The 20055-nt window shown below is 53.9% G+C and carries 21 protein-coding genes; 16 read left to right on the top strand and 5 right to left on the bottom strand.

Translation table 11 applies throughout. The features are described from left to right. Positions 1 to 77: 77 nt before the first annotated feature. A complete protein-coding gene (locus tag PCI15_RS09360; RefSeq protein ID WP_271274063.1) occupies positions 78 to 1247 on the bottom strand; it encodes an acyl-CoA dehydrogenase family protein in 1170 nt (389 codons plus the stop codon). Between the two features lie 366 nt (positions 1248 to 1613). Here PCI15_RS09360 and PCI15_RS09355 point away from each other — a divergent pair, with 366 nt between their 5' ends. Beyond that, positions 1614 to 2126, top strand: coding sequence for a 2-thiouracil desulfurase family protein (locus PCI15_RS09355; RefSeq protein WP_271274062.1), 513 nt, complete (start codon positions 1614 to 1616; stop codon positions 2124 to 2126). Positions 2127 to 2144: 18 nt separating this feature from the next. Here PCI15_RS09355 and PCI15_RS09350 read toward each other — a convergent pair whose 3' ends face one another. Further along, complete coding sequence (locus tag PCI15_RS09350) at positions 2145 to 2651, bottom strand: DUF3087 family protein (protein WP_271274061.1); 507 nt, start codon at positions 2649 to 2651, stop codon at positions 2145 to 2147. Positions 2652 to 2842: 191 nt separating this feature from the next. On the opposite strand from PCI15_RS09350, the gene PCI15_RS09345 reads away from it, so the two are divergent. The 11 genes from PCI15_RS09345 (at position 2843) to PCI15_RS09295 (ending at position 13809) form a co-directional block, all read left to right on the top strand. Then, entirely contained in the window at positions 2843 to 4564 is a 1722-nt protein-coding gene (locus PCI15_RS09345) for a proline--tRNA ligase (protein WP_271274060.1), read from the top strand. Between the two features lie 106 nt (positions 4565 to 4670). Then, complete coding sequence (gene hmuQ, locus PCI15_RS09340) at positions 4671 to 4979, top strand: heme-degrading protein HmuQ (protein ID WP_271274059.1); 309 nt, start codon at positions 4671 to 4673, stop codon at positions 4977 to 4979. A gap of 10 nt (positions 4980 to 4989) precedes the next feature. Further along, on the top strand, positions 4990 to 5577 hold the full coding sequence (locus PCI15_RS09335) for a lytic transglycosylase domain-containing protein (protein WP_271274058.1): 588 nt from the start codon (positions 4990 to 4992) through the stop codon (positions 5575 to 5577). A gap of 154 nt (positions 5578 to 5731) precedes the next feature. Then, positions 5732 to 7297, top strand: a complete 1566-nt coding sequence (locus PCI15_RS09330; RefSeq protein WP_271274057.1) for an ABC transporter ATP-binding protein — start codon at positions 5732 to 5734, stop codon at positions 7295 to 7297. Further along, positions 7294 to 8379 (top strand): ABC transporter permease, encoded by a 1086-nt coding sequence (locus tag PCI15_RS09325; protein WP_271274056.1) that lies wholly within the window; start codon positions 7294 to 7296, stop codon positions 8377 to 8379. Before PCI15_RS09330 ends, PCI15_RS09325 begins: the two co-directional genes overlap by 4 nt. 2 nt (positions 8380 to 8381) lie before the next feature. Continuing rightward, positions 8382 to 9308 carry an ABC transporter permease gene (locus tag PCI15_RS09320; protein WP_271274055.1) on the top strand — a complete coding sequence of 309 codons (927 nt, stop codon included), beginning with the start codon at positions 8382 to 8384 and terminating at the stop codon, positions 9306 to 9308. 5 nt (positions 9309 to 9313) lie between these two features. Beyond that, positions 9314 to 9895 carry a DUF3750 domain-containing protein gene (locus PCI15_RS09315; RefSeq protein WP_271274054.1) on the top strand — a complete coding sequence of 194 codons (582 nt, stop codon included), beginning with the start codon at positions 9314 to 9316 and terminating at the stop codon, positions 9893 to 9895. A gap of 38 nt (positions 9896 to 9933) precedes the next feature. Then, the gene (gene gpt, locus PCI15_RS09310) at positions 9934 to 10419 is read left to right on the top strand and encodes a xanthine phosphoribosyltransferase (RefSeq protein ID WP_271274053.1); all 486 of its coding nucleotides are present in this window, start codon (positions 9934 to 9936) and stop codon (positions 10417 to 10419) included. Positions 10420 to 10493: 74 nt separating this feature from the next. Then, positions 10494 to 11573: a BMP family ABC transporter substrate-binding protein gene (locus PCI15_RS09305; protein ID WP_271274052.1), complete on the top strand. Its 1080-nt coding sequence runs from the start codon at positions 10494 to 10496 to the stop codon at positions 11571 to 11573. Positions 11574 to 11702: 129 nt separating this feature from the next. After that, positions 11703 to 12665 carry an isopenicillin N synthase family dioxygenase gene (locus PCI15_RS09300; RefSeq protein ID WP_271274051.1) on the top strand — a complete coding sequence of 321 codons (963 nt, stop codon included), beginning with the start codon at positions 11703 to 11705 and terminating at the stop codon, positions 12663 to 12665. 151 nt (positions 12666 to 12816) lie between these two features. Beyond that, on the top strand, positions 12817 to 13809 hold the full coding sequence (locus PCI15_RS09295; protein WP_271274050.1) for an adenosine deaminase: 993 nt from the start codon (positions 12817 to 12819) through the stop codon (positions 13807 to 13809). A 12-nt stretch (positions 13810 to 13821) separates the two neighbouring features. Here PCI15_RS09295 and PCI15_RS09290 read toward each other — a convergent pair whose 3' ends face one another. Then, positions 13822 to 14274 carry a hypothetical protein gene (locus PCI15_RS09290; protein ID WP_271274049.1) on the bottom strand — a complete coding sequence of 151 codons (453 nt, stop codon included), beginning with the start codon at positions 14272 to 14274 and terminating at the stop codon, positions 13822 to 13824. A gap of 44 nt (positions 14275 to 14318) precedes the next feature. Beyond that, complete coding sequence (locus PCI15_RS09285) at positions 14319 to 15620, bottom strand: virulence factor BrkB family protein (protein ID WP_271274048.1); 1302 nt, start codon at positions 15618 to 15620, stop codon at positions 14319 to 14321. A gap of 196 nt (positions 15621 to 15816) precedes the next feature. On the opposite strand from PCI15_RS09285, the gene arsC reads away from it, so the two are divergent. The 4 genes from arsC (at position 15817) to PCI15_RS09265 (ending at position 18946) form a co-directional block, all read left to right on the top strand. Continuing rightward, the gene (gene arsC, locus PCI15_RS09280; RefSeq protein WP_271274047.1) at positions 15817 to 16164 is read left to right on the top strand and encodes an arsenate reductase (glutaredoxin); all 348 of its coding nucleotides are present in this window, start codon (positions 15817 to 15819) and stop codon (positions 16162 to 16164) included. Continuing rightward, positions 16165 to 16764 (top strand): NAD(P)H:quinone oxidoreductase, encoded by a 600-nt coding sequence (gene wrbA / locus PCI15_RS09275; RefSeq protein ID WP_271274046.1) that lies wholly within the window; start codon positions 16165 to 16167, stop codon positions 16762 to 16764. Positions 16765 to 16789: 25 nt separating this feature from the next. Beyond that, positions 16790 to 17182 carry a DUF2069 domain-containing protein gene (locus PCI15_RS09270; RefSeq protein ID WP_271274045.1) on the top strand — a complete coding sequence of 131 codons (393 nt, stop codon included), beginning with the start codon at positions 16790 to 16792 and terminating at the stop codon, positions 17180 to 17182. Between the two features lie 87 nt (positions 17183 to 17269). Next, positions 17270 to 18946, top strand: a complete 1677-nt coding sequence (locus PCI15_RS09265; RefSeq protein WP_271274044.1) for a SufS family cysteine desulfurase — start codon at positions 17270 to 17272, stop codon at positions 18944 to 18946. Between the two features lie 61 nt (positions 18947 to 19007). Here the strand turns inward: PCI15_RS09265 and PCI15_RS09260 are convergent, their stop codons facing one another. Then, a complete protein-coding gene (locus PCI15_RS09260; protein ID WP_271274043.1) occupies positions 19008 to 19883 on the bottom strand; it encodes a HalD/BesD family halogenase in 876 nt (291 codons plus the stop codon). Between the last annotated feature and the right edge of the window lie 172 nt (positions 19884 to 20055).

Here is a 20055-nt window from a genome sequence, read left to right as displayed (position 1 = left end):
ACATCCCTGTGCTCACGACATATCGGATAAAAAATCGGTGGACGCATGTACCTGTCAGAAAGGCACGTCAAAAGACATCAGACCTGCTGTGAAGCAGCCTCCTTCAGCAAATCTCTGGCGATGATGATGCGCTGAACCTCACTGGTCCCTTCGTAGATAGTGGTGATCCGCACGTCACGGCTGAGCCGCTCCAGCGGATACTCCTGCATATAGCCATAACCACCCAGCATCTGTAATGCGGTATAACAGGCATGATTGGCCTTCTCACTGCTGAATAGTTTGGCCATCGACGCCTGCTTAGAAAATGCCTGGCCGCTATCCTTCTGCCAGGCGGCACTCATTAACAGCAACCTTGCCGCTTCCAGCTCTGTCATGCAGTCCGCCAGCATCCACTGCAACCCCTGAAAATCCGCCAGCGGCTTGCCAAACTGCTGCCGCTCCAGCAAATAAGCAGACGCATATTCCATTGCCGCCAGACCAATGCCCAGTGCCAGCGAACCAATGCCGATACGCCCGCCAGCCAGCTCGCCCACGGCAATGCGAAAACCGTCATTGAGCTTGCCCAGCAAAGCATCTGCAGGCACAAAACAATTATCAAAATGCACTTCATTGGTGGGCGAGCCGTGCTGGCCCATTTTCTTTTCCGCCGGGGCAATACTGATGCCATCAGCATCTGCAGGTATCAGAAAACAGCTGATGCCCTTCCCTTTGGGTGCTTCGGGATCAGTCACTGCCCACACCACAAAAACCCCGGCCAGTTCAGCACTGGTAATCCACTGTTTGGTGCCGCTGAGACGCCAGCCGCCCGCAACGGTTTCCGCCCGGCTGCGCATGCTGGCCGGATCGGAACCGGCCCCGGATTCTGTCAGGCAAAAACTGCCGGCGGTAAAACCACCACTGCACAGGCCGGGCAAGTACTGCTGCTTCTGTGCGGCGGTCCCCATCGCCTGAATAACCTCAGCGACCATATTGGTTACCGACATGGTAACGGCAGTCGCAGCGCAACAGCGGGCAACTTCAGTAATGGCCAGACTGAACGCAACGGTTCCCGCTTCACTGCCGCCGTATTCACTCTGAATATTGAGTCCCATAAACCCCAGCTCTGCGAGCTTGCGACAGTTAGCAGCCAGTCTGCTGTAATCTTTTGTCAGATCCAGTTCAGCGGCGTGGGGCGCCAGTTCAGCGTCGGCAAAGCGCCGGGCGGTTTCCTGAATCATGAGCTGTTCTTCAGTAAGACTTAAATCCATCACGCATTCCTGTCTGTTACCGGTGATCAGACGGTTACATTCAAAACAATCACCGAAATAAGGGTATACCCCTAATTATATACCCTAATAAAACAACAAAGGTAAAGCCTCACTGAAACTCTGCGCATACACACTTAGTCTAATGCTCTGCCAGTCAGCCCTTTATCGGAACACTCAGCGGATAGCCGAAAAATATGTAATCAGTTGCATAAAAGAACGCTAAAACCTAAGCCAGCGATAATCTTCACCTGTCACTCTCCGCTGAATTCACCTAGAATAGCCGCGCTGTAGTAAACGGACTTTTACACCGCCTGATTACAATCAAGATTTGCCGTTCTCAGGCATTCAGAAAACGGTACAACTACGATGCAAGCACAACACAATAAGATCCTTATCAGCGCCTGCCTGCTGGGCAATAAAGTCAGATACGACGGACGGGATAACCTGCTGGACCACCCGGTTATTCATCGCTGGCAGGAAGAAGGCCGGATGGTACCGGTCTGCCCTGAAATCGCCGGCGGCTTACCGACTCCCCGGGCACCTGCGGAAATTCTCAACAAATTCCCACTGCACATCGTGACGGACGACGGCGAAGACGTAACGCCGGAATTCCTTGCCGGTGCTGAGCATTCCGTGAAGCTGGCCCGCCAACAGGGTTGCTGCTGCGCATTACTTAAGTCGCGTAGCCCTTCATGCGGTAATGTGGAAATTTATGACGGTCATTTTAACGGCACGATCGTGCCCGGCTCCGGCGCAACCGCCGATGAGCTGATGCGCAACGGCGTGCCGGTTTTCAATGAACGACAGCTGGATCAGCTGATCGATTTTATGGAAAACTTTGATAACGACGCCGCAGAGAATCTTCCCCACCGCGCCTGAATCACTTAACCTCCCGGCTCAGAATGCATCCAGCATGGCCGGGCTGAAACGTACGGTATCCAGTGACACACAGAAACTTTCAGCCAGCGCATCCAGCTCAGCCACTGACTTATTCAGCTCATCCATGGTCAGGGTATTATTATCCAGCAGGTACAGCTGCCTGGAGCCCTTATAACTGAAATTCATAATCTGCATCGCATCCGTATTCCCCTCAGCCATCGCCGCTTTAATCTGTTTCTGTTTACGGTAAATCTTATTCAGTACCTGCTTCAGGTCCCAGACATACATCACTTCAAACATAAACGGATGCTGGCGATAATGGCGCAGCAGGCTGCCGGCGACCAGTGCGGCAACCGCTACCCCGGCCAGGTTCAGCCAGAAATGACTGCCATCGCCGTCGGTCAGGAAATAAATCAGTAATGTCGACACCGCCAGCGCAATCACCAGCAGGACAACTGCCACCGCCACAAAGACCATTTTAAAATGCTTGCTGTAACGTGCTTTATCAATTTCCTGTAACTGCATGATTTTTCCTGAAAACTTAACTGAATACCTGAGCCGTTCAGGCCCGGGGGAATAAAACGGTTTAAAAAGACAGCGCGAATTATACGGCCGCCGGGCGGATAGCGACAGAGCAATGATTATTTACTTGTCCCGAACGCCCCGCCCCCCTAAAATATCGGCTTTTATTTCATTGTTGATCACTAGAGTATCCTATGCGCGCCAGTCAATATCTGATAGCCACACTGAAAGAAACCCCATCTGACGCCGAAGTCATCAGCCATCAGCTGATGCTGCGTGCCGGTATGGTTCGTAAAGTTGCTGCCGGTTTATATAACTGGTTACCCCTGGGCCTGCGGACTCTGCGCAAAGTTGAACGCATCGTGCGCGAAGAAATGGATAAATCCGGTGCACAGGAAGTACTGATGCCGGCAATTCAGCCATCTGAACTGTGGCAGGAATCCGGCCGCTGGGAACAGTACGGCCCTGAACTGCTGCGGGTAAGAGACCGTCACGACCGTGAATTCTGTGTGGGCCCGACCCACGAAGAAGTGATCACTGATCTGGTTCGCAACGAAATTCAGAGCTACAAGCAACTGCCGACGAACCTGTACCAGATCCAGACTAAATTCCGTGATGAAGTCCGTCCGCGCTTCGGCATTATGCGTTCCCGTGAATTCATCATGAAAGATGCATACTCATTCCACAGTTCACTGGAATCCCTGCAGCAGACCTATGATCTGATGCACAGTACCTACTGCAAAATTTTTGACCGCATCGGCCTGGATTACCGCCCTGTACTGGCTGACAACGGCTCAATCGGTGGTAACTCATCTCACGAATTCCACGTACTGGCCTCTTCCGGTGAAGACGATATTGCCTTCTCTACCGGCAGCGAATTCGCCGCCAACATTGAAAAGGCAGAAGCACTGGCCCCAGCCTGCGAACGCGGTGTTGCCACTCAGGAAATGACCCTGGTCGATACGCCTGATGCAAAAACCATTGCACAGCTGGTTGAACAGCACGGTCTGGACATTGAAAAAACCGTCAAGACCCTGTTTGTCGTTGCCTCTGAAGAATGCGAAGCAGATTTTGTCGCCCTGATGGTACGGGGCGATCACGACCTGAACGAAATCAAGGCCGAAAAACTGCCGGAAGTCGCTGCACCGCTGGTGATGGCCGAGGAAGACAGCATCCGTAAACTGGTCGGTGCCGGCCCGGGTTCTCTGGGCCCGGTAAATCTGCCAATTCCGGTCATCATTGACCGGACCGTTGAGAAAATGGCCGACTTCGGCGCCGGTGCCAACATTGAAGGCAAGCACTACTTCGGTATCAACTGGGAACGGGATCTGCCACTGCCTAAGGTCGCAGACATCCGTAACGTTGTTGAAGGTGATCCAAGCCCATGCGGTAACGGTACCATCAGCATTAAGCGCGGCATTGAAGTGGGCCACATTTTCCAGTTAGGCAAGAAATATGCTGAAGCCATGAACGCCACCGTGCTGGATGAAAACGGCAAAGCTGCGACGCTGGACATGGGCTGCTACGGCATTGGTGTTACCCGTGTAGTTGCTGCGGCAATTGAACAGAACAACGATGACAAAGGCATCATCTGGCCAGAAGCGATCGCACCGTTCACGGTTGCAATTGTGGCGCTGAAATACGAAAAATCAGAAGCGGTTCAGCAACAGGCAGATGCCCTGTATGAAAGCCTGACTGCCGCCGGCGTTGAAGTGATCCTGGATGACCGTCCTAAAGTCAGCCCGGGAGCGAAGATGGCCGATATGGAGCTGATGGGTATCCCGCACCGCATCGTCATTTCAGACCGCGGTATCGGCGCAGGTACCTATGAGTACAAAGCCCGCCGTGATGCCGACAAACAGGAAATCGCTGCAGATCAGGCAGAAGCCTTTATTCTCAACGCCCTGTCTGTCTGATGCTCCTCCCACCCCGGCCATGCGCCGGGGTGTTAGTTTTGGCTGACCGCCGTTTAATGCACTTTGCTATGCTCAGAGATACGTACAGGGACCAGGGAGAATACGCATGTATATTGCGATGAACCGTTTCAAAATCGCCTTAGGCAGAGAACAGGAATTTATCGGCATCTGGCGCAACCGTGACAGCCAGCTGCACAGCGTTGACGGCTTTGAATCTTTCAGCCTGATACAGGGTGAAAGCAATGAAACCTATACCCTGATGGCATCACACGTCATCTGGCGCGACAAGGCAGCCTTTGATGCCTGGCTGAAATCCGACGCCTTTAAACAGGCCCATGCCAACGCCGGCAAAAGCCGCCCGGAAGGCCTGTACCTGGGGCCGCCTCAGTTTGAAGGTTTCAGCAGCGTACTCTGAGCACCCCGCCGTGACTGCGCCTGTGCCCGCCAAAATACTCCGCCACTTTCTGATCGGCTTGCTACTCGCCTGCCTGCTCCCTCTGACCGCAGCGGCCCAGGAACCGGCACCAGACCCCCTGCTGCGTCAGGCACTTAAAGATGCCTTCGCCGACAGTGACAGTTTTGATGACCGCTTTGATGCAGAAGTCTGGCTGACGGATATGTCCGGCCGCACCGCCCGCTACGTCGATGACGAGCTGGAGCGGATTGAAATTCTGCGTACCCTCCACGCTGAAGCCCGCCGGGTAGAACTGCCTCCTTCGCTGCTGATGGGGCTGATGCATACCGAAAGCCTGTTCGACCGTTTTGCGGTATCCGTCGTCGGTGCTCAGGGGCTGATGCAGATCATGCCGTTCTGGAAGAAAGAAATTGGCCGCGAGCAGGATAACCTGATGAATATTCAGACCAACATCCGCTACGGCTCCACCATACTGAAGCATTATCTGGAACGCTCCAAAGGGAATCTCACCGAAGCACTTGCCCGCTACAACGGCAGCTATGGCAAAACCTGGTACCCGGAAAAAGTATTTAAAAATCAGAAACGTTACATGGAATAACTCTTTCAATTTACACGACAAACAAGAAAAACCTGTCTTTTGAATCAGTTTTTGAATATATTTTTGCCTCGTGTAAAAAAATAATAACACTCTGGTCATAATGACCATTCCGGACGCATGTGAGCATGCATCCGTTGATGAGGACACTCCACCGATGGACACGCACCATGATGCCGGCAACAACCTGAATTTACGGTTGCGACTGCAGGGGATTACCAAGCAATATCCCGGCTGTCTGGCCAATGACCGGATCAATCTGGCAATCGAACCCGGCGAAATCCACGCCCTGCTGGGTGAGAACGGCGCCGGTAAAAGCACCCTGATGAAGATCATATATGGCGTCACCAAACCCGATGCCGGTCAGGTCTACTGGCAGGGAAACCCGGTCACCATAAAAGACCCGGCCACCGCCCGACGTATGGGTATCGGCATGGTTTTCCAGCACTTCTCACTGTTTGAAACCCTGACGGTTACCGAGAACATCGCCCTTGCACTGGGTGAAGATGCCGGTGACCTTAAAGCACTTGCCGACAAGATCCGCACGGTTTCACAGCGTTACGGTATGGAACTCAACCCTGAACGACATATACATTCGCTGTCGGTGGGTGAACGCCAGCGGGTAGAGATCGTTCGCTGCCTGGTACAGGACATCCAGCTGCTGATTCTGGATGAACCCACCTCGGTACTGACCCCGCAGGAAGTGGAAACGCTATTTGTCACCCTGCGCCAGCTGGCCGAAGAAGGCTGTAGCATTCTGTTCATCAGTCACAAACTCAAAGAAGTTCAGGACCTGTGCCACAGCGCAACCATATTACGTGCCGGGCAGGTTACCGGTGACTGCATTCCTGCCGAAGCAGGTGCCACTAACATGGCTCGCATGATGGTGGGTGATGACACCCCTATCAGCACGGATTACCCGAAAGCTGAAGGCAATGATGTCTTCCTTAAGGTGCATGGTTTATCACAGGTGACGGATGACCCTTTTGGCATCAACCTGAAAAACGTTGATTTTGAAGTCCGCAGCGGTGAAATTCTCGGGGTTGCCGGCGTTGCCGGTAATGGCCAGGAAGAACTGCTGGCTGCACTCAGCGGAGAAACACTGGAAGCACGGGCCGACGAAATCCTGTTTGCCGGCGAACCGGTTGGCCGCCTTGATCCGAAACAGCGCCGCCAGCGGGGCCTCGGCTTTGTGCCTGAAGAGCGCCTTGGCCGCGGTGCCGTACCGGAAATGAGCCTGAAGGATAACGGTTTGCTGACCGGCTTTTTACAGGGGCTGGTCGGAAACGGATTCATTAACCGTCAGGCCACCAGTAAATTCGCCGACAAAATCATTAATGACTTCAACGTAAAAACCCCGAATCAGCACACCGCTGCACAAAGCCTTTCCGGGGGTAATCTTCAGAAATTTATCATTGGCAGGGAAATCCTTCAGAACCCGAAACTGCTGGTTGCTGCCCATCCAACCTGGGGCGTGGATATCGGTGCTGCCACCGCCATCCATGAAGCGCTGATCCGGTTACGGGATGCAGGTGCCGCCATTCTGGTCATATCAGAAGACATTGATGAGCTGTTCCTGATCAGTGACCGGTTATGCGCCATCTGCAACGGTGAAGTCTCACCCTCTAAGCCCACTCAGCAAACCAGTATTGAAGAAGTGGGCCGCTGGATGACCGGCATTTTTGACACTGACCCCCAGGCTGTACCACAGGAGTCCGTATGATTAAGTTAGTCCCCCGTGGTGAACAGTCCCGTGCAATGGCCTATATGTCACCGGTGCTTGCCGGCCTGCTGACCCTGTTCACCGGCGGTATTTTCTTTGCGGCACTGGGCCTCGATCCATTGCATGCCTTAGGAGTATTTCTGATTGCCCCGGTATCCGATATCTACGGCATTGCTGAACTCTGCGTAAAAGCCGCACCTATTATGCTCTGCGCCGTCGGACTGGCGGTCGCCTTTAAAGCTCAGGTATGGAACATCGGTGCCGAAGGTCAGCTGTTAATGGGTGGTCTGGTCGGCAGCGCGGTTGCTCTGCAATTTGGCGAGGCCGAGGGTTTCTGGATTTTACCTACCGTACTGATCAGCGGCATGATTGGCGGCGGTCTGTGGGGGTTACTGGCGGCATGGCTGAAAACCCGCTTTAACGCCAATGAAATCCTCACCACCATCATGTTTAACTATATCGCTCTGTATCTGCTGCTGTACTTCGTACACGGCTCACTGAAAGACCCGGATGGCTACGGTTTTCCGGAATCCGCCCTGTTCAGCGATGCCGCAACTCTGCCGATTCTGATCGAAGATACCCGTATTCACATCGGCATCCTGTTCGCTCTGTTCGCCTGTGTCAGCATCTGGGTACTGATGCAGCGCAGCTTCATCGGCTTTCAGATCAAGGTGCTGGGGGCGGATGCCAATGCCGCCAAACTGGCAGGCTTCAGGCATAAGCATCTGGTCTGGATCGCGATGGTGATCAGCGCTGCACTGGCAGGCCTGGCCGGCGCCAGCGAAGTCACCGGCCCTATTGGCCAGCTCATTCCGTCCATTTCACCGGGCTACGGTTACGCGGCGATCATTGTTGCCTTTCTTGGCCGGCTGCATCCAATCGGCATCCTGTTCGCCAGTATTCTGATGGCCCTGATTTATATGGGCGGAGAACTGGCACAGATCGAACTCAACCTGCCACTGGCGGTAACCGCACTGTTTCAGGGGATGCTGCTGTTCTATCTGCTGGCATGCGATGTATTAATAAACTTCCGGATCCGGCTGAGAACAGCCGCCGCCAATAACGCTGTAACGGGGAACTGAGCGTGGATATCGATCTGATCACCAATATACTCTATGCCATGGTACGTACCGGCACGCCCCTGCTGATTGTTGCACTGGGGGAAATGGTCTGTGAGAAATCCGGCGTCCTGAACCTCGGCCAGGAAGGCATGATGCTGATGGGCGCGGTAATAGGCTTCATTGCCACCCTGACCACCGGCAGCCTGTTACTGGGCTTTATTCTGGCAATCCTCAGCGGTGTCGTTATGTCCATGCTGTTTGCCGGTATTGCGCTGGGGCTGAACGCCAATCAGGTCGCGACGGGGCTGGCGCTGACCATTTTTGGCACCGGACTGTCGGCCTTTATCGGCGCGGACTTTGTCGGCCAGCCAATTGAAGGTCTGAACCCTTACTCAATTCCATTCCTCAGTGAGATTCCCCTGATCGGTAAAATGCTGTTTGCTCAGGATCTGATTGTCTATCTCTCCTTTGGGCTGTTTGCTGCAATCTACTGGTTCTTTAAATCCAGCCGCGCCGGTTTAACCGTTAAGGCCGTGGGGGAAAATCCTCACGCTGCCAATGTTATCGGTCTGCCGGTCATGCGCACCCGTTATCTGGCAGTCGCCTTCGGCGGTGCCATGGCAGGTCTTGCCGGCGGCTACCTATCGCTGGCTTACACCCCCTTGTGGACCGAGAATATGACCGCCGGCCGGGGCTGGATTGCGCTGGCACTGGTTGTCTTTGCCACCTGGCGGGCTGAACGCATCATTCTGGGGGCGTACCTGTTCGGTCTGGCCAGCATCCTTAATCTGGTGGCTCAGGGCCTGGGGTATCCGGTATCGCCGAACATCCTCGCCATGATGCCTTACGCTGCGACGGTTATGGTACTGGTGATGCTCTCCAGTAACGTGGTTAAAAGTAAAATGCACACCCCAATGTGGCTGGGCAAACCCTTCCACCCGGGAGGCTGAAAACCGTGTCATTTCAGTGGATGTCCGGCAAATACCGACTGTTACTGCCTCTGGTGGCAGTTTTACTCGGTGCCTGCTCCACGGATACTGACTGGCGAACCGCAAGCCGGGAGTCCGCCGGACTGGCACCGGACCCAAGCCGTTTCAGCGAAGCTGTGGTACATGTTTATGCTGCTGATGCCTGGGGCTGGAGAGGCTGGTTTGCCACCCACCCGTGGATCGCCACCAAGCACAGCGGCGAAAGCCGCTACACCATCTATGATGTCATTGGCTGGCGAGGCGGCAACGGCCGCCCGGTTCTGGGCATTTATCAGGACGTGCCTGACCGCCACTGGTTCGGCGCAAAACCGGAACTGCTGGTTTCCCATACCGGCCCCCGGGCAGACGCCATGATTACAAAAATCCGCCAGGCTGCCCTGAGTTATCCCTGGAAACATGAATATAAGGTTTTCCCCGGTCCGAACAGCAACACCTTTGTTGCCTGGGTCGCCAGTCAGGTACCGGAACTGAATCTCAAACTGCCATTTTCCGCCATCGGCAGCGGTTACATCAGCAATTATAAACCCGCGCCAGAGGCACAGAATTAACCGGATGATCCCGGACTTTTTGAACAACGAGGACTCACATGTCATACAACAAGGATTTCCCGGTCTCATGGGCCGAACTTCACCGCGATTCCCGGGCACTGGCCTGGCGTCTGCTGGATATGCAGAAATGGAAAGGCATCATCGCGATCACCCGGGGCGGCCTGGTACCGGCAGCCATTCTGGCCCGGGAAATGGACATCCGCATGATCGACACCGTTTGTATTTCCAGCTACAGCGCTTCTGAGGGTGATGGCGACAAAGCCCGTGGCGAACTGGAACTGATCAAAGGCGCCGCCGGTGACGGCGAAGGCATGCTGCTGGTTGATGATCTGGTAGATACCGGCAAAACCGCCCAGTATGTCCGTGAACTTCTGCCTAAGGCTCACTTTGCTACAATCTATGCCAAACCTTCCGGCCGGCCACTGGTTGACACCTTTGTCACCGAAGTCAGCCAGGACACCTGGATCCGGTTCCCGTGGGATATGGAATACTCCTTCTCCACCCCGCTGGCAGACCGTAAATAATTGCCGGCTTTGCCGGTATGCTCGACAAACAAGCGCACTAAATAAGAACACTAAAAACCAATGAGGAAGCTGAAATGAAACACAGCATCAAACATCTTATCGCCTCTGTTGCGGTTGGCCTGGGAATCGCCAGCGCACCGCTCGCACAGGCAGAAGAACCGCTTAAGGTTGGCTTTGTGTATGTGGGTCCGATCGGAGATCATGGCTGGAGTTATCAGCACGATCAGGGACGTCTGTCTATCGAAAAGCACTTCGGTGACAAAGTCGAGACAACCTACGTTGAATCAGTACCGGAAGGTGCAGATGCAGAACGGGTTATCCGTAACCTGGCAAAAGCCGGTAATGATCTGATTTTCACCACCTCTTTCGGTTACATGAACCCGACCATCAAGGTTGCCAAGCAATTCCCTAAGGTCAAATTCGAGCATGCCACCGGTTATAAAACCTCGAAGAACGCCGGTAACTACCTGTCCAAAACCTTCGAAGGCCGTTATGTAGCGGGCTTTGTTGCGGCTAAGAAAACCAAAACCAACAAGATCGGTTACATCGCCTCCTTCCCGATTCCGGAAGTGATCCGCGACATCAACACCGTACAGCTGGCGCTGAACAAATATAACCCGGAAGCGGAAATGAAGATCGTCTGGGTGAACAGCTGGTTCGATCCGGGTAAAGAAGCGGATGCCGCTAACGTCATGATGGATCAGGGTGTAGACGTAATCCTGCAACACACTGACAGCCCTGCGGCGATGCAGGCAGCTGAACGCCGTGGCATGTTCGCCGTGGGTCAGGCATCTGACATGTCCAGCTTCGGTCCGAATGCTCACCTGATGTCGGTTGTGGACGAATGGGGCCCACTGTACATCAAGCGTGTACAGCAGGTAATGGACGGCACCTGGAAGCCGGAAAGCTACTGGGGCGGTATGGCCGAAGGTGATATTGTCGTGCCTGAAATCAATAACGTTTCTGACGAAATAAAAGCCGAAGGTAACCAGATTATCGCTGATATCACCAGCGGCAAGTTCTTCCCATGGACTGGCCCTATCAAGAACCAGAAAGGTGAAGTGATGATCGCCGCTGGCGAGCGTATGCCAATTAAAGACCTGCTGGGCATTAACTGGTATGTTGAAGGTGTTCAGGGCGATATCCCTAAATAACACCGCTGGCTGAATAATCAGCCGGTAAAAGCTGAAAAGCAGGGCTGTGGTGCGGCCCTCACAAACAACACACTGGCACCCGGTGCATTCCGGCCGGGTGCCAACTCTTTTAATCAGGAGGTGTGTTACATGACACCCTATATCCCGCAAATCGATATATCCCCGCTCTACTCCTCTGATCCGGCCGACTGGCAGACCGTCGCCAGCCAGATAGATAGCGCCTGCCAGAACAGCGGTTTCTTTTATATCACCGGCCATAACATCAGCCCGGAAAGAATTGACCAACTGCGCCAGCTGAGCGAAACCTTCTTCGCCCTGCCCCATGAAGAAAAACTGAAGATAGATATTACCGCCACCCCTTACCACCGGGGCTACGGCAGCTTCGGCACCGAACAGCTGGACCCGGAACGCCCGGGAGACTTTAAAGAAACCTTCGATATGGGCCGCCACCTGCCGGAAGATCACCCGGACGTTGTCGCAGAAAAGCCCCTGCATGGCCCGAACCGTTATCCGGACATCGCCGGTTTCAGAGCGCTTATGGAAACCCATTACTGGGATATGATCGAACTGGGCAAAACCATTTTACGGGGCCTGGCCATCGCCCTGAAAATCGATCCGGATTTTTTTGCCGATAAGTTCACCGCGCCTATAAGCGTACTGCGCTTTATTCACTATCCGGAAATCGCCCTTAAGCCGGACGCTGAACAAATCGGGGCCGGGGCACATACGGATTACGGCTGTATCACTATTCTGCATCAGGATCAGGTGGGTGGCCTGCAGGTCAAAAACCGTGACGGTGAATGGCTGGATGCCACCCCGGTGGAAGGCAGCTTTGTCATCAATATCGGCGACATGATGGCCCGCTGGAGCAACGACCGCTACACCTCTACCCCACACAGGGTAATTAACCCCAGCGGCCGGGAACGCTATTCCATGCCATTTTTTGTAGAACCTAATTTTGATACGCTCATCGATGCACTTGAAGGCTGTTACAGCGACGACAATCCCGCCAGATACCCGAAGATAAGCGCCGGTGAATATTTGCTGTCACGGTTTGCCGCGACATACGAATACCGGGAAAAATTTGAATAAAAACTGTTTAGCAGGCCAGCCTCATGCGCCCCGGCCTGCTATAGTTTCTTAAAACAAAAGCAGCAAAAACAAAGAGTTCTCACAGACAACAGCGCTGAACACGAAAAGAGCTGCAGTAAAACACACTGGAACGCAGCCGGAAGGAGATCAGATGCAGCAACTAATCCAAGCCATTCCCAAAGCCGAATTACACCTCCACCTTGAAGGCAGCCTTGAGCCGGAACTGATGTTCGAACTGGCCAGACGCAACCGCATTACCCTGCCCTACAGTTCCGTTGAAGATATCCGTGCCGCTTACGAGTTCAGCAACCTGCAGGACTTCCTCGACATTTACTATCAGGGTGCCAATGTCTTACAGACCGAAGACGATTTTTACGACCTGACCTGGGCCTACCTGCTCCGCTGTCAGGCAGACGGTGTGGTACATACCGAGCCATTCTTTGACCCCCAGACCCATACCGAACGGGGCATCCCCATAGGTACGGTAATTCAGGGCATCAGCCGGGCACTGGCCGACGGCGAAAAAAAGCTGGGCATCACCAGCTATCTGATACTGTCCTTCCTGCGCCACCTGAGCGAAGAGGATGCCTTTAATACCCTGCGGGACGCATTACCCTACAAAGATCATTTCATCGCCGTCGGGCTGGACAGCTCCGAACTGGGGCACCCGCCGGAAAAATTTGAACGGGTATTTGCTGCCGCCCGGGAAGCCGGCCTGAGAACCGTCGCCCACGCCGGTGAAGAAGGCCCGCCGGAAAATATCTGGAATGCAATCAGCCTGCTGAATGTCTGCCGGATTGATCACGGTGTGGCAGCAACTCAGGACCCGCAGCTGGTGAGCTATCTGGTACAGCACCGCATCCCGCTCACGGTATGCCCGCTGTCCAATACCAAGCTGAAAGTTTTCAGCGATATGGCCGAACACAATATTCTCGAGTTACTGGATAAAGGCGTCCGGGTCACCGTCAACTCCGACGATCCGGCCTACTTTAGCGGTTACGTGAATGCGAATTATCAGGCACTGGCGGACGCACTGAACATGACCGCAGAACAGCTGAAACAACTGGCCGCAAACAGCATTACTGCCAGCTTCCTGCCGGAAGATCAGCAAGCTGTTCATCTGGAAAAAATAACGGCTCTGTAAGTAAACCTATGCTCAGGACTTCCTGCTGATGCTGGCAATCACATCAGCAGGAATGTCCAGTTTAAGAATGGCTTCGGACAGATTCGTCGCGTCACTGTGCTTAACCATGGTCTTCAGCAGCGCCCAGGCCTCATGGCTGATAGTAATGGTCTTCTGTGATGCTTTCCGGGAACCGTTACGGCGGCGGTAGTTACGCACTCTTAAAGCATTTCTCAGCTTGCCCATGACACCGGCAAACTCAGGATGCACATCAAAGCACTGCAGGTTACGGGCAAACACTTCTACCGCTTCCTCTTTACTCAGCAGGCGTACTTCCCGGCGCTGCAGCACGGTATCCATTTCATCAATTGCACTGACCAGCGGGCCGTCACTGAGCCCGCCCGCCTGGGTGACCTGCTTACGGACAAAGTCCCGGGCGAAGGGCAGATCATCATTTTCAAGAACATAATTGGTGGTACGCGCCATACAACTTCCTTAGCAATAGCCTGACTGTCAAAAAGAGGAAAAAATTAAGGTTTAGTCACAGGACTATTCAGCTTAGCCGCAGATTCAGAATCTGCCTTATCCGCCGCTGTTTCAGCAAACAAGGCTTCCAGGCTCACATCCAGTGCAACTTTACGATGTTCATTCACATCATCAAGCCGGCCATTCAGCCGCCGCTGCCAGAACTCCATAGCAGCCACTGCGGTGGCATCCGGTAACGGCCAGGGTAAACGCTGTTGCAACTGATCCAGTGTCAGACTGCCCAGATCCCGGGCCAGCAGATATTCCCCCTGATCCGTACGGCGCAGAATACCGGGGGTAAGTAACCTCACAAACTCATCCCAGCGGCTCTGATCCAGCCCTTCCACCTGGCGCAGCAAAACCCGCTCATCCACTGATTTCCCCCGCTGCTGTGCCAGCCAGAGCCGGTGCAACACCGCCAGCAGCGTATGCAGCTTTGAGTGCTCAGCCGGCTCCAGTTCCTGACGGTAAACGCTCAGGGCCCGGGTCAGCTCAGCCCCGATAAGAATAATCACCCAACTGATATAGATCCACAGCAGAAATAGCGGCACCGCCGCAAACGCCCCGTAAATTAACTGATACGACGGTGACTGGGTGACAAAAAAAGCAAAGCTGCGTTTGGCTGTTTCAAATAACAGCGCCACCACAATGCCGCCGATCAGCGCGTTTCTCAGCGGTACCTTACAGTTAGGCACCGCCGCATACAGCAGGGTAAAGGCTGCCGCTGACAACAGCATCGGCAGCATCGACAGTAAACGCCCCCGCCCCACCAGCTCAGTCGCGCTGGTAAACAGTGACAATGACGCCACATAGGAGGTCACAAACAAGCCGACGCCAATCAGAATCGGTCCCAGACTCAGTACCGCCCAGTACAGTAAAAAACTGGATAAACCCTTACGGGGTTCACCCACCCGCCAAATCCGGTTAAATGCCGCCTCGATGTTTTTCATCATCATGATCGACGTAACGACCAGAAACACAATCCCCACCACCGTCAGTTGTCGGGCCTGCGCAGCAAAACTGTTCAGATACTCCTGCACCACATTGCCGGTTGCCGGGACAAAGTTATCAAAAATCCAGCTCTGCAACTCCTCACCGGCCCCCTGAAACGGCGACACAATCGCCAGCATAGCGTACGTCACCGTCATCAGCGGTACCACTGCAAACAGGGTGGTATAGGTCAGCGCAGAGGCATTCAGCATGCCTTTATTCTCTATAAACTGTACAAACAGATAACGGACAAACGCAGCCGCTGCACCTAACTTGATGAAGGGTTTATTTTCATCAGGAATATTTCTGCCGGACATCTTCTGGTTACCCCGTTAAAAACTGCCAAATCATCGCTTCTGACGCTTTAGACCCAACGCCAAGCTGTATACAATAAGCCCTGTCAGCGCCACCTGTTTAAACATATATATCATAGGCCTGACGCATCATTATTATAATTGCGCCGTTGTAAAAGTAACGGCCTGTTTGCTCACTGTCTTTAAAAGGTATGGTGCTATGTCTGCTGAAATTTACCACAACCCTCGCTGCTCCAAGTCCCGGGCGACCCTTGCCCTGCTGGAAGAAAACGGCGTCACGCCGGAAATCCGCCTGTATCTTGAGAATCCGCCGACTGAAATGGAACTCAAGGAAATTATCACCCAGCTGGGCATCAGCGCACGGGAACTGCTGCGTCCCGGTGAAGCTGAATATACAGATAACAATCTGGCGGATGAAACCCTCAGCGAAGACCAGATTATTGAGCTGATGGCTGAATACCCGAAGCTGATCGAGCGCCCGATTGTCATCAAAGACGGTCAGGCACGGATTGGCCGTCCGCCGGAATCCGTACTGGAGATTCTCTGAGTGAGTTCACCTTACGTTCTGGTTCTCTACTATAGCCGCCATGGTGCCACCCGCACCATGGCTGAACAGATCGCCCGGGGCATCGAAGCCAGCGGCATTGACACCCGTCTGCGCACCGTCCCGGAAGTGTCTGCCGAGTGTGAACAGTCTGCGCCCACCATTCCTGCAGACGGTGACATCTACTGCACTGAAGCAGATCTGGCAAACTGCAGCGGTCTGGCACTGGGCAGCCCGACCCGTTTTGGCAACATGGCCTCACCGCTGAAATACTTCATCGACAGCACCAGCAGCTTATGGCTGAGCGGTGCGCTGATCGACAAACCTGCCTGCGTATTCAGCTCCACCGCCAGCTTACACGGCGGCCAGGAAACCACCCTGCTGAGCATGATGCTGCCATTAATGCACCACGGTATGCTGATGGCCGGCATTCCTTATTCTGAGTCTGAGCTGCTCAGCACCACCCGGGGCGGCACCCCGTACGGCGCAACCCATGTTGCCGGACAGGATGGTCAGGATCTGGACAATACCGAACGCAATCTGTGCCAGGCACAGGGCAAGCGTCTGGGCAGGCTGGCCACACAACTGCTGAACGCCCGCTAATTAACCACTGGACGAGAACCTTCCCATGCAAGCAAAACTTCAGCGTCTGGTTAATATCAGCCGGGCTGCGACACTGCTCAGTTACTTTGGACTGATCCTGTTACTGACCGCCTGGTATCTTCTGATATCTCCGCCGCCGACGGCAAACCCTTATGTTATCTGGGCAGTACAGACAGTGCCTCTGGCCCTGTTCTACCCGGTGGTCATCAGGAAAAATCTGCGTGGCCATATCTGGCTTTGCTTCTTCCTCAGTATCTATTTTATGCATGCGGTACAGACCGCCATGGCCGGCGGCCCTAACAGTTTACTGGCACTGGCTCAAAGCTTACTGGTTGCCAGTCTGTTTACGGCAGCCATGATGTTCACCCGCTGGCAGAGTAAACTGAATAAATTACTGAGTGCTGCAAAAGCAGAATAAGCAACGGCTGATATCCGGACGCTTTCAGAACAGCAAAGCGCCGGCTTATTACCGGGAAAATACAGAGTCAGACCCAGGAGTTGTAAGTTGAGTTTTTCAGTTGCCGACATCCGCCAGCAATTTCCACTGCTGGCTCAGCAGATTCATGATCAGCCACTGGTCTATCTGGATAATGCCGCCACCACCCAGAAGCCGGCAAGCGTGATTCAGGCAATCAGCAACTATTACAGCGCGAACAATGCCAATGTTCACCGTGGCGCTCATCATTTAAGCGAACGGGCAACGGTACAGTTTGAAGCGGCCAGACAAAGCGTCCGACAATTTATCAACGCCGCCAGTGACAAAGAGATAATCTGGACCCGGGGCACCACCGAAAGCCTGAATCTGATCGCCCAGTGCCTGACAGGCCAGCTACAGAAAAACGATGAAATCCTGCTCACCGAGCTGGAACACCATGCCAATATCGTCCCCTGGCAAATGCTGGCGCAACGCACCGGTGCAGTCATCAGGGTCGTGCCGGTTCTGCCAAACGGCGACCTTGATCAACAGGCATTTGGCCACCTGCTTAACCACCAGACCAGAATTGTCTCACTGACCCATGTATCCAACGCACTGGGCACGGTAAACCCGCTGGCCGCTATGGTCCGTCAGGCCAAGGCAGCCGGTGCAACAGTGGTTGTCGACGGCGCTCAGGCCGTGGCCCATATGAAGGTTGATGTACAGCGCCTGGGTTGCGACTTTTACGTTTTTTCCGGCCATAAGATGTACGGCCCGACCGGCACCGGGGTGCTGTACGGCCGCCAGGCACTGCTTGAAGCACTGCCCCCCTGGCAGGGTGGCGGTGAAATGATCCGCAGCGTCAGCTTCGAACACACCGAATACAATGACCTGCCTTTTAAATTTGAAGCCGGCACACCCAACATTGCCGGTGCGGTTGGCCTGATGGCGACGATTGACTGGCTGAACAGCCTGGACCGCCGTGCCGTTGCCGGCCATGAACAGGCACTGCTACAGCACGCAATAAAATGCTGTGATCAGGTAAAAGGCTTTACCCGGATTGGCACGCCTACCGCCAACGCCGCCATTCTGTCATTCCAGCTGACCAGTCACCACCAGCAGGATGTAGGCCTTATTCTTGATCAGCACGGGATCGCGGTACGTACCGGCCATCATTGCGCCATGCCACTGATGAGCAAACTGGGCCTGCCGGGCACCATCCGTGCTTCATTTGCAGCCTATAACACCACTGAAGACGTGGAGCGTTTTGCTGAAGTGCTCCATCAGCTGACCGCCAGCGGCTTCTTTCCGGTCGCCGAAACCGTCAGCAGCGACAAAGCCTTTACCGATAACCCGTTCGGTAAAGACATTGATTCAGACACCATACTCAGCAGGCTTGAACCCCTGACCAGCTGGAACGACCGTTACCGGGAAATCATGTTACTCGGCAAACAGTTGCCTCACATGACCAGCGAAGCAAAAGTCAGCGAACATCTGGTAAAAGGCTGCGAAAGCTCTGCCTGGCTTGATTATCAGAAAGATAATGACGGGCGCTACTGGTTCAGCGCCGATGCGGATGCAAGGGTTATCCGCGGGCTGATCGCACTGTTGCTGGCAGCGGTAAACGGCAAAACCGCTGAGGACATTCTGCTGTTTGATATTGAAGGCTATCTGAAACGCCTGCAACTGATGAAGCATCTCAGCCCTTCCCGGGGGAACGGCTTGCTGGCGATCATCGCCCGCATCCGGGAAATTGCAACGGCCTGACTTCCCTGACAATACCGGAAAAACAGGCCATTTGTGCCAACTGTACTCTGAACAACAGTGGCTAATCGGTCAGATTATCCACCCGCATATTTTCCCGTTCATAATGAATCGGCATCGCACGGCCATATAAATGCTCGGAATGTTTAGGCCGGTTAACCGTAAACGGGTCAGTTGAATAGGTCGGCAGCGCAATAATGCGCATGGTATCCCCTTCGATACGGGTCACCCGGTGCATGGAAAAACGCCCCTTGAACAACTGCAGATCACCGGGGCGCAGCTGTAACTGATGCACCCTGTCACTGTTGCCTGCCAGCACGTCCCTGACATCGTCAAAACACTCATCTTCCGGATGGCGGACATCCGGGGCGAATTCAAAACACCCGCCGGCTTCAGACTCCTGTACCAGAATACTCACAGTGAATTCATTACCGTCAAAATGCCAGGGGAAATAATGCCCGGAATCCATCACCGAATACGGGTTACGTCCCAGTGGATCCGCCCAGCAATATAACGGCCAGATATTCAGGCACTCGCCCACAAAGCGCAGCATTTGCGGGTCTTCATAAATGGCACGCAGGTCTGAGCTGTCTTCCAGCACATCTGAATTGATATAGCCGCTCTCACGGCGCTCAAAAAAGCGTTTCGGATGGTCTGCTGGCAGGCTCTCATCATCCGGCGTGAAATAAGGATTATGGCTCCCCTGCGACCAGAATGTTTCCGGCAGCAGGCGCTTTGCCTCTGCAGTCATCCGCTGCAGGGATTCCGGCCTGACAAAATTGCGGATCACCACACAGCCGATATCATCCAACGCTTCACGGCAGTGCGCCAGTAACGCCTGCATTTCAGGATGTTCCAACTGATCAATCGGATACCTTTGCAGATCAACAATGTCTCCCAGCTGCATACCTTCCGCCTGAATCACTGTTTGCCCGTTCATGATCTTCTAACTCCACATCAGATGTTTATGTTGCGGCAACCGGCCGCCGTTTGCATAAATATCAAACAAGCTCTTCCATAAAACAAACAAATATAATCTAATGTTAATATCGAATTTCCCGATTCTAATCAGGACCGGTAACGGCACCGGCGAGTCTTACTTAAGAGGTGTT

Source organism: Aliamphritea hakodatensis, from assembly GCF_024347195.1.
GTDB classification, from domain to species: Bacteria; Pseudomonadota; Gammaproteobacteria; order Pseudomonadales; family Balneatricaceae; genus Amphritea; species Amphritea hakodatensis.
This window is presented reverse-complemented; position numbering and strand designations above follow the sequence as displayed.

Excerpts from the sequence above, each read along its gene's own strand:
- PCI15_RS09260 (WP_271274043.1), bottom strand. The coding sequence starts at position 19,883 with ATGAACGGGCAAACAGTGATTCAGGCGGAAGGTATGCAGCTGGGAGAC.
- PCI15_RS09290 (WP_271274049.1), bottom strand. The coding sequence starts at position 14,274 with ATGGCGCGTACCACCAATTATGTTCTTGAAAATGATGATCTGCCCTTC.
- PCI15_RS09305 (WP_271274052.1), top strand. The coding sequence starts at position 10,494 with ATGAAACACAGCATCAAACATCTTATCGCCTCTGTTGCGGTTGGCCTG.
- gpt (WP_271274053.1), top strand. The coding sequence starts at position 9,934 with ATGTCATACAACAAGGATTTCCCGGTCTCATGGGCCGAACTTCACCGC.
- PCI15_RS09345 (WP_271274060.1), top strand. The coding sequence starts at position 2,843 with ATGCGCGCCAGTCAATATCTGATAGCCACACTGAAAGAAACCCCATCT.
- PCI15_RS09350 (WP_271274061.1), bottom strand. The coding sequence starts at position 2,651 with ATGCAGTTACAGGAAATTGATAAAGCACGTTACAGCAAGCATTTTAAA.
- PCI15_RS09285 (WP_271274048.1), bottom strand. The coding sequence starts at position 15,620 with ATGTCCGGCAGAAATATTCCTGATGAAAATAAACCCTTCATCAAGTTA.
- PCI15_RS09270 (WP_271274045.1), top strand. The coding sequence starts at position 16,790 with ATGCAAGCAAAACTTCAGCGTCTGGTTAATATCAGCCGGGCTGCGACA.
- PCI15_RS09325 (WP_271274056.1), top strand. The coding sequence starts at position 7,294 with ATGATTAAGTTAGTCCCCCGTGGTGAACAGTCCCGTGCAATGGCCTAT.
- PCI15_RS09300 (WP_271274051.1), top strand. The coding sequence starts at position 11,703 with ATGACACCCTATATCCCGCAAATCGATATATCCCCGCTCTACTCCTCT.
- arsC (WP_271274047.1), top strand. The coding sequence starts at position 15,817 with ATGTCTGCTGAAATTTACCACAACCCTCGCTGCTCCAAGTCCCGGGCG.
- hmuQ (WP_271274059.1), top strand. The coding sequence starts at position 4,671 with ATGTATATTGCGATGAACCGTTTCAAAATCGCCTTAGGCAGAGAACAG.
- PCI15_RS09355 (WP_271274062.1), top strand. The coding sequence starts at position 1,614 with ATGCAAGCACAACACAATAAGATCCTTATCAGCGCCTGCCTGCTGGGC.
- PCI15_RS09295 (WP_271274050.1), top strand. The coding sequence starts at position 12,817 with ATGCAGCAACTAATCCAAGCCATTCCCAAAGCCGAATTACACCTCCAC.
- PCI15_RS09330 (WP_271274057.1), top strand. The coding sequence starts at position 5,732 with ATGGACACGCACCATGATGCCGGCAACAACCTGAATTTACGGTTGCGA.
- PCI15_RS09360 (WP_271274063.1), bottom strand. The coding sequence starts at position 1,247 with ATGGATTTAAGTCTTACTGAAGAACAGCTCATGATTCAGGAAACCGCC.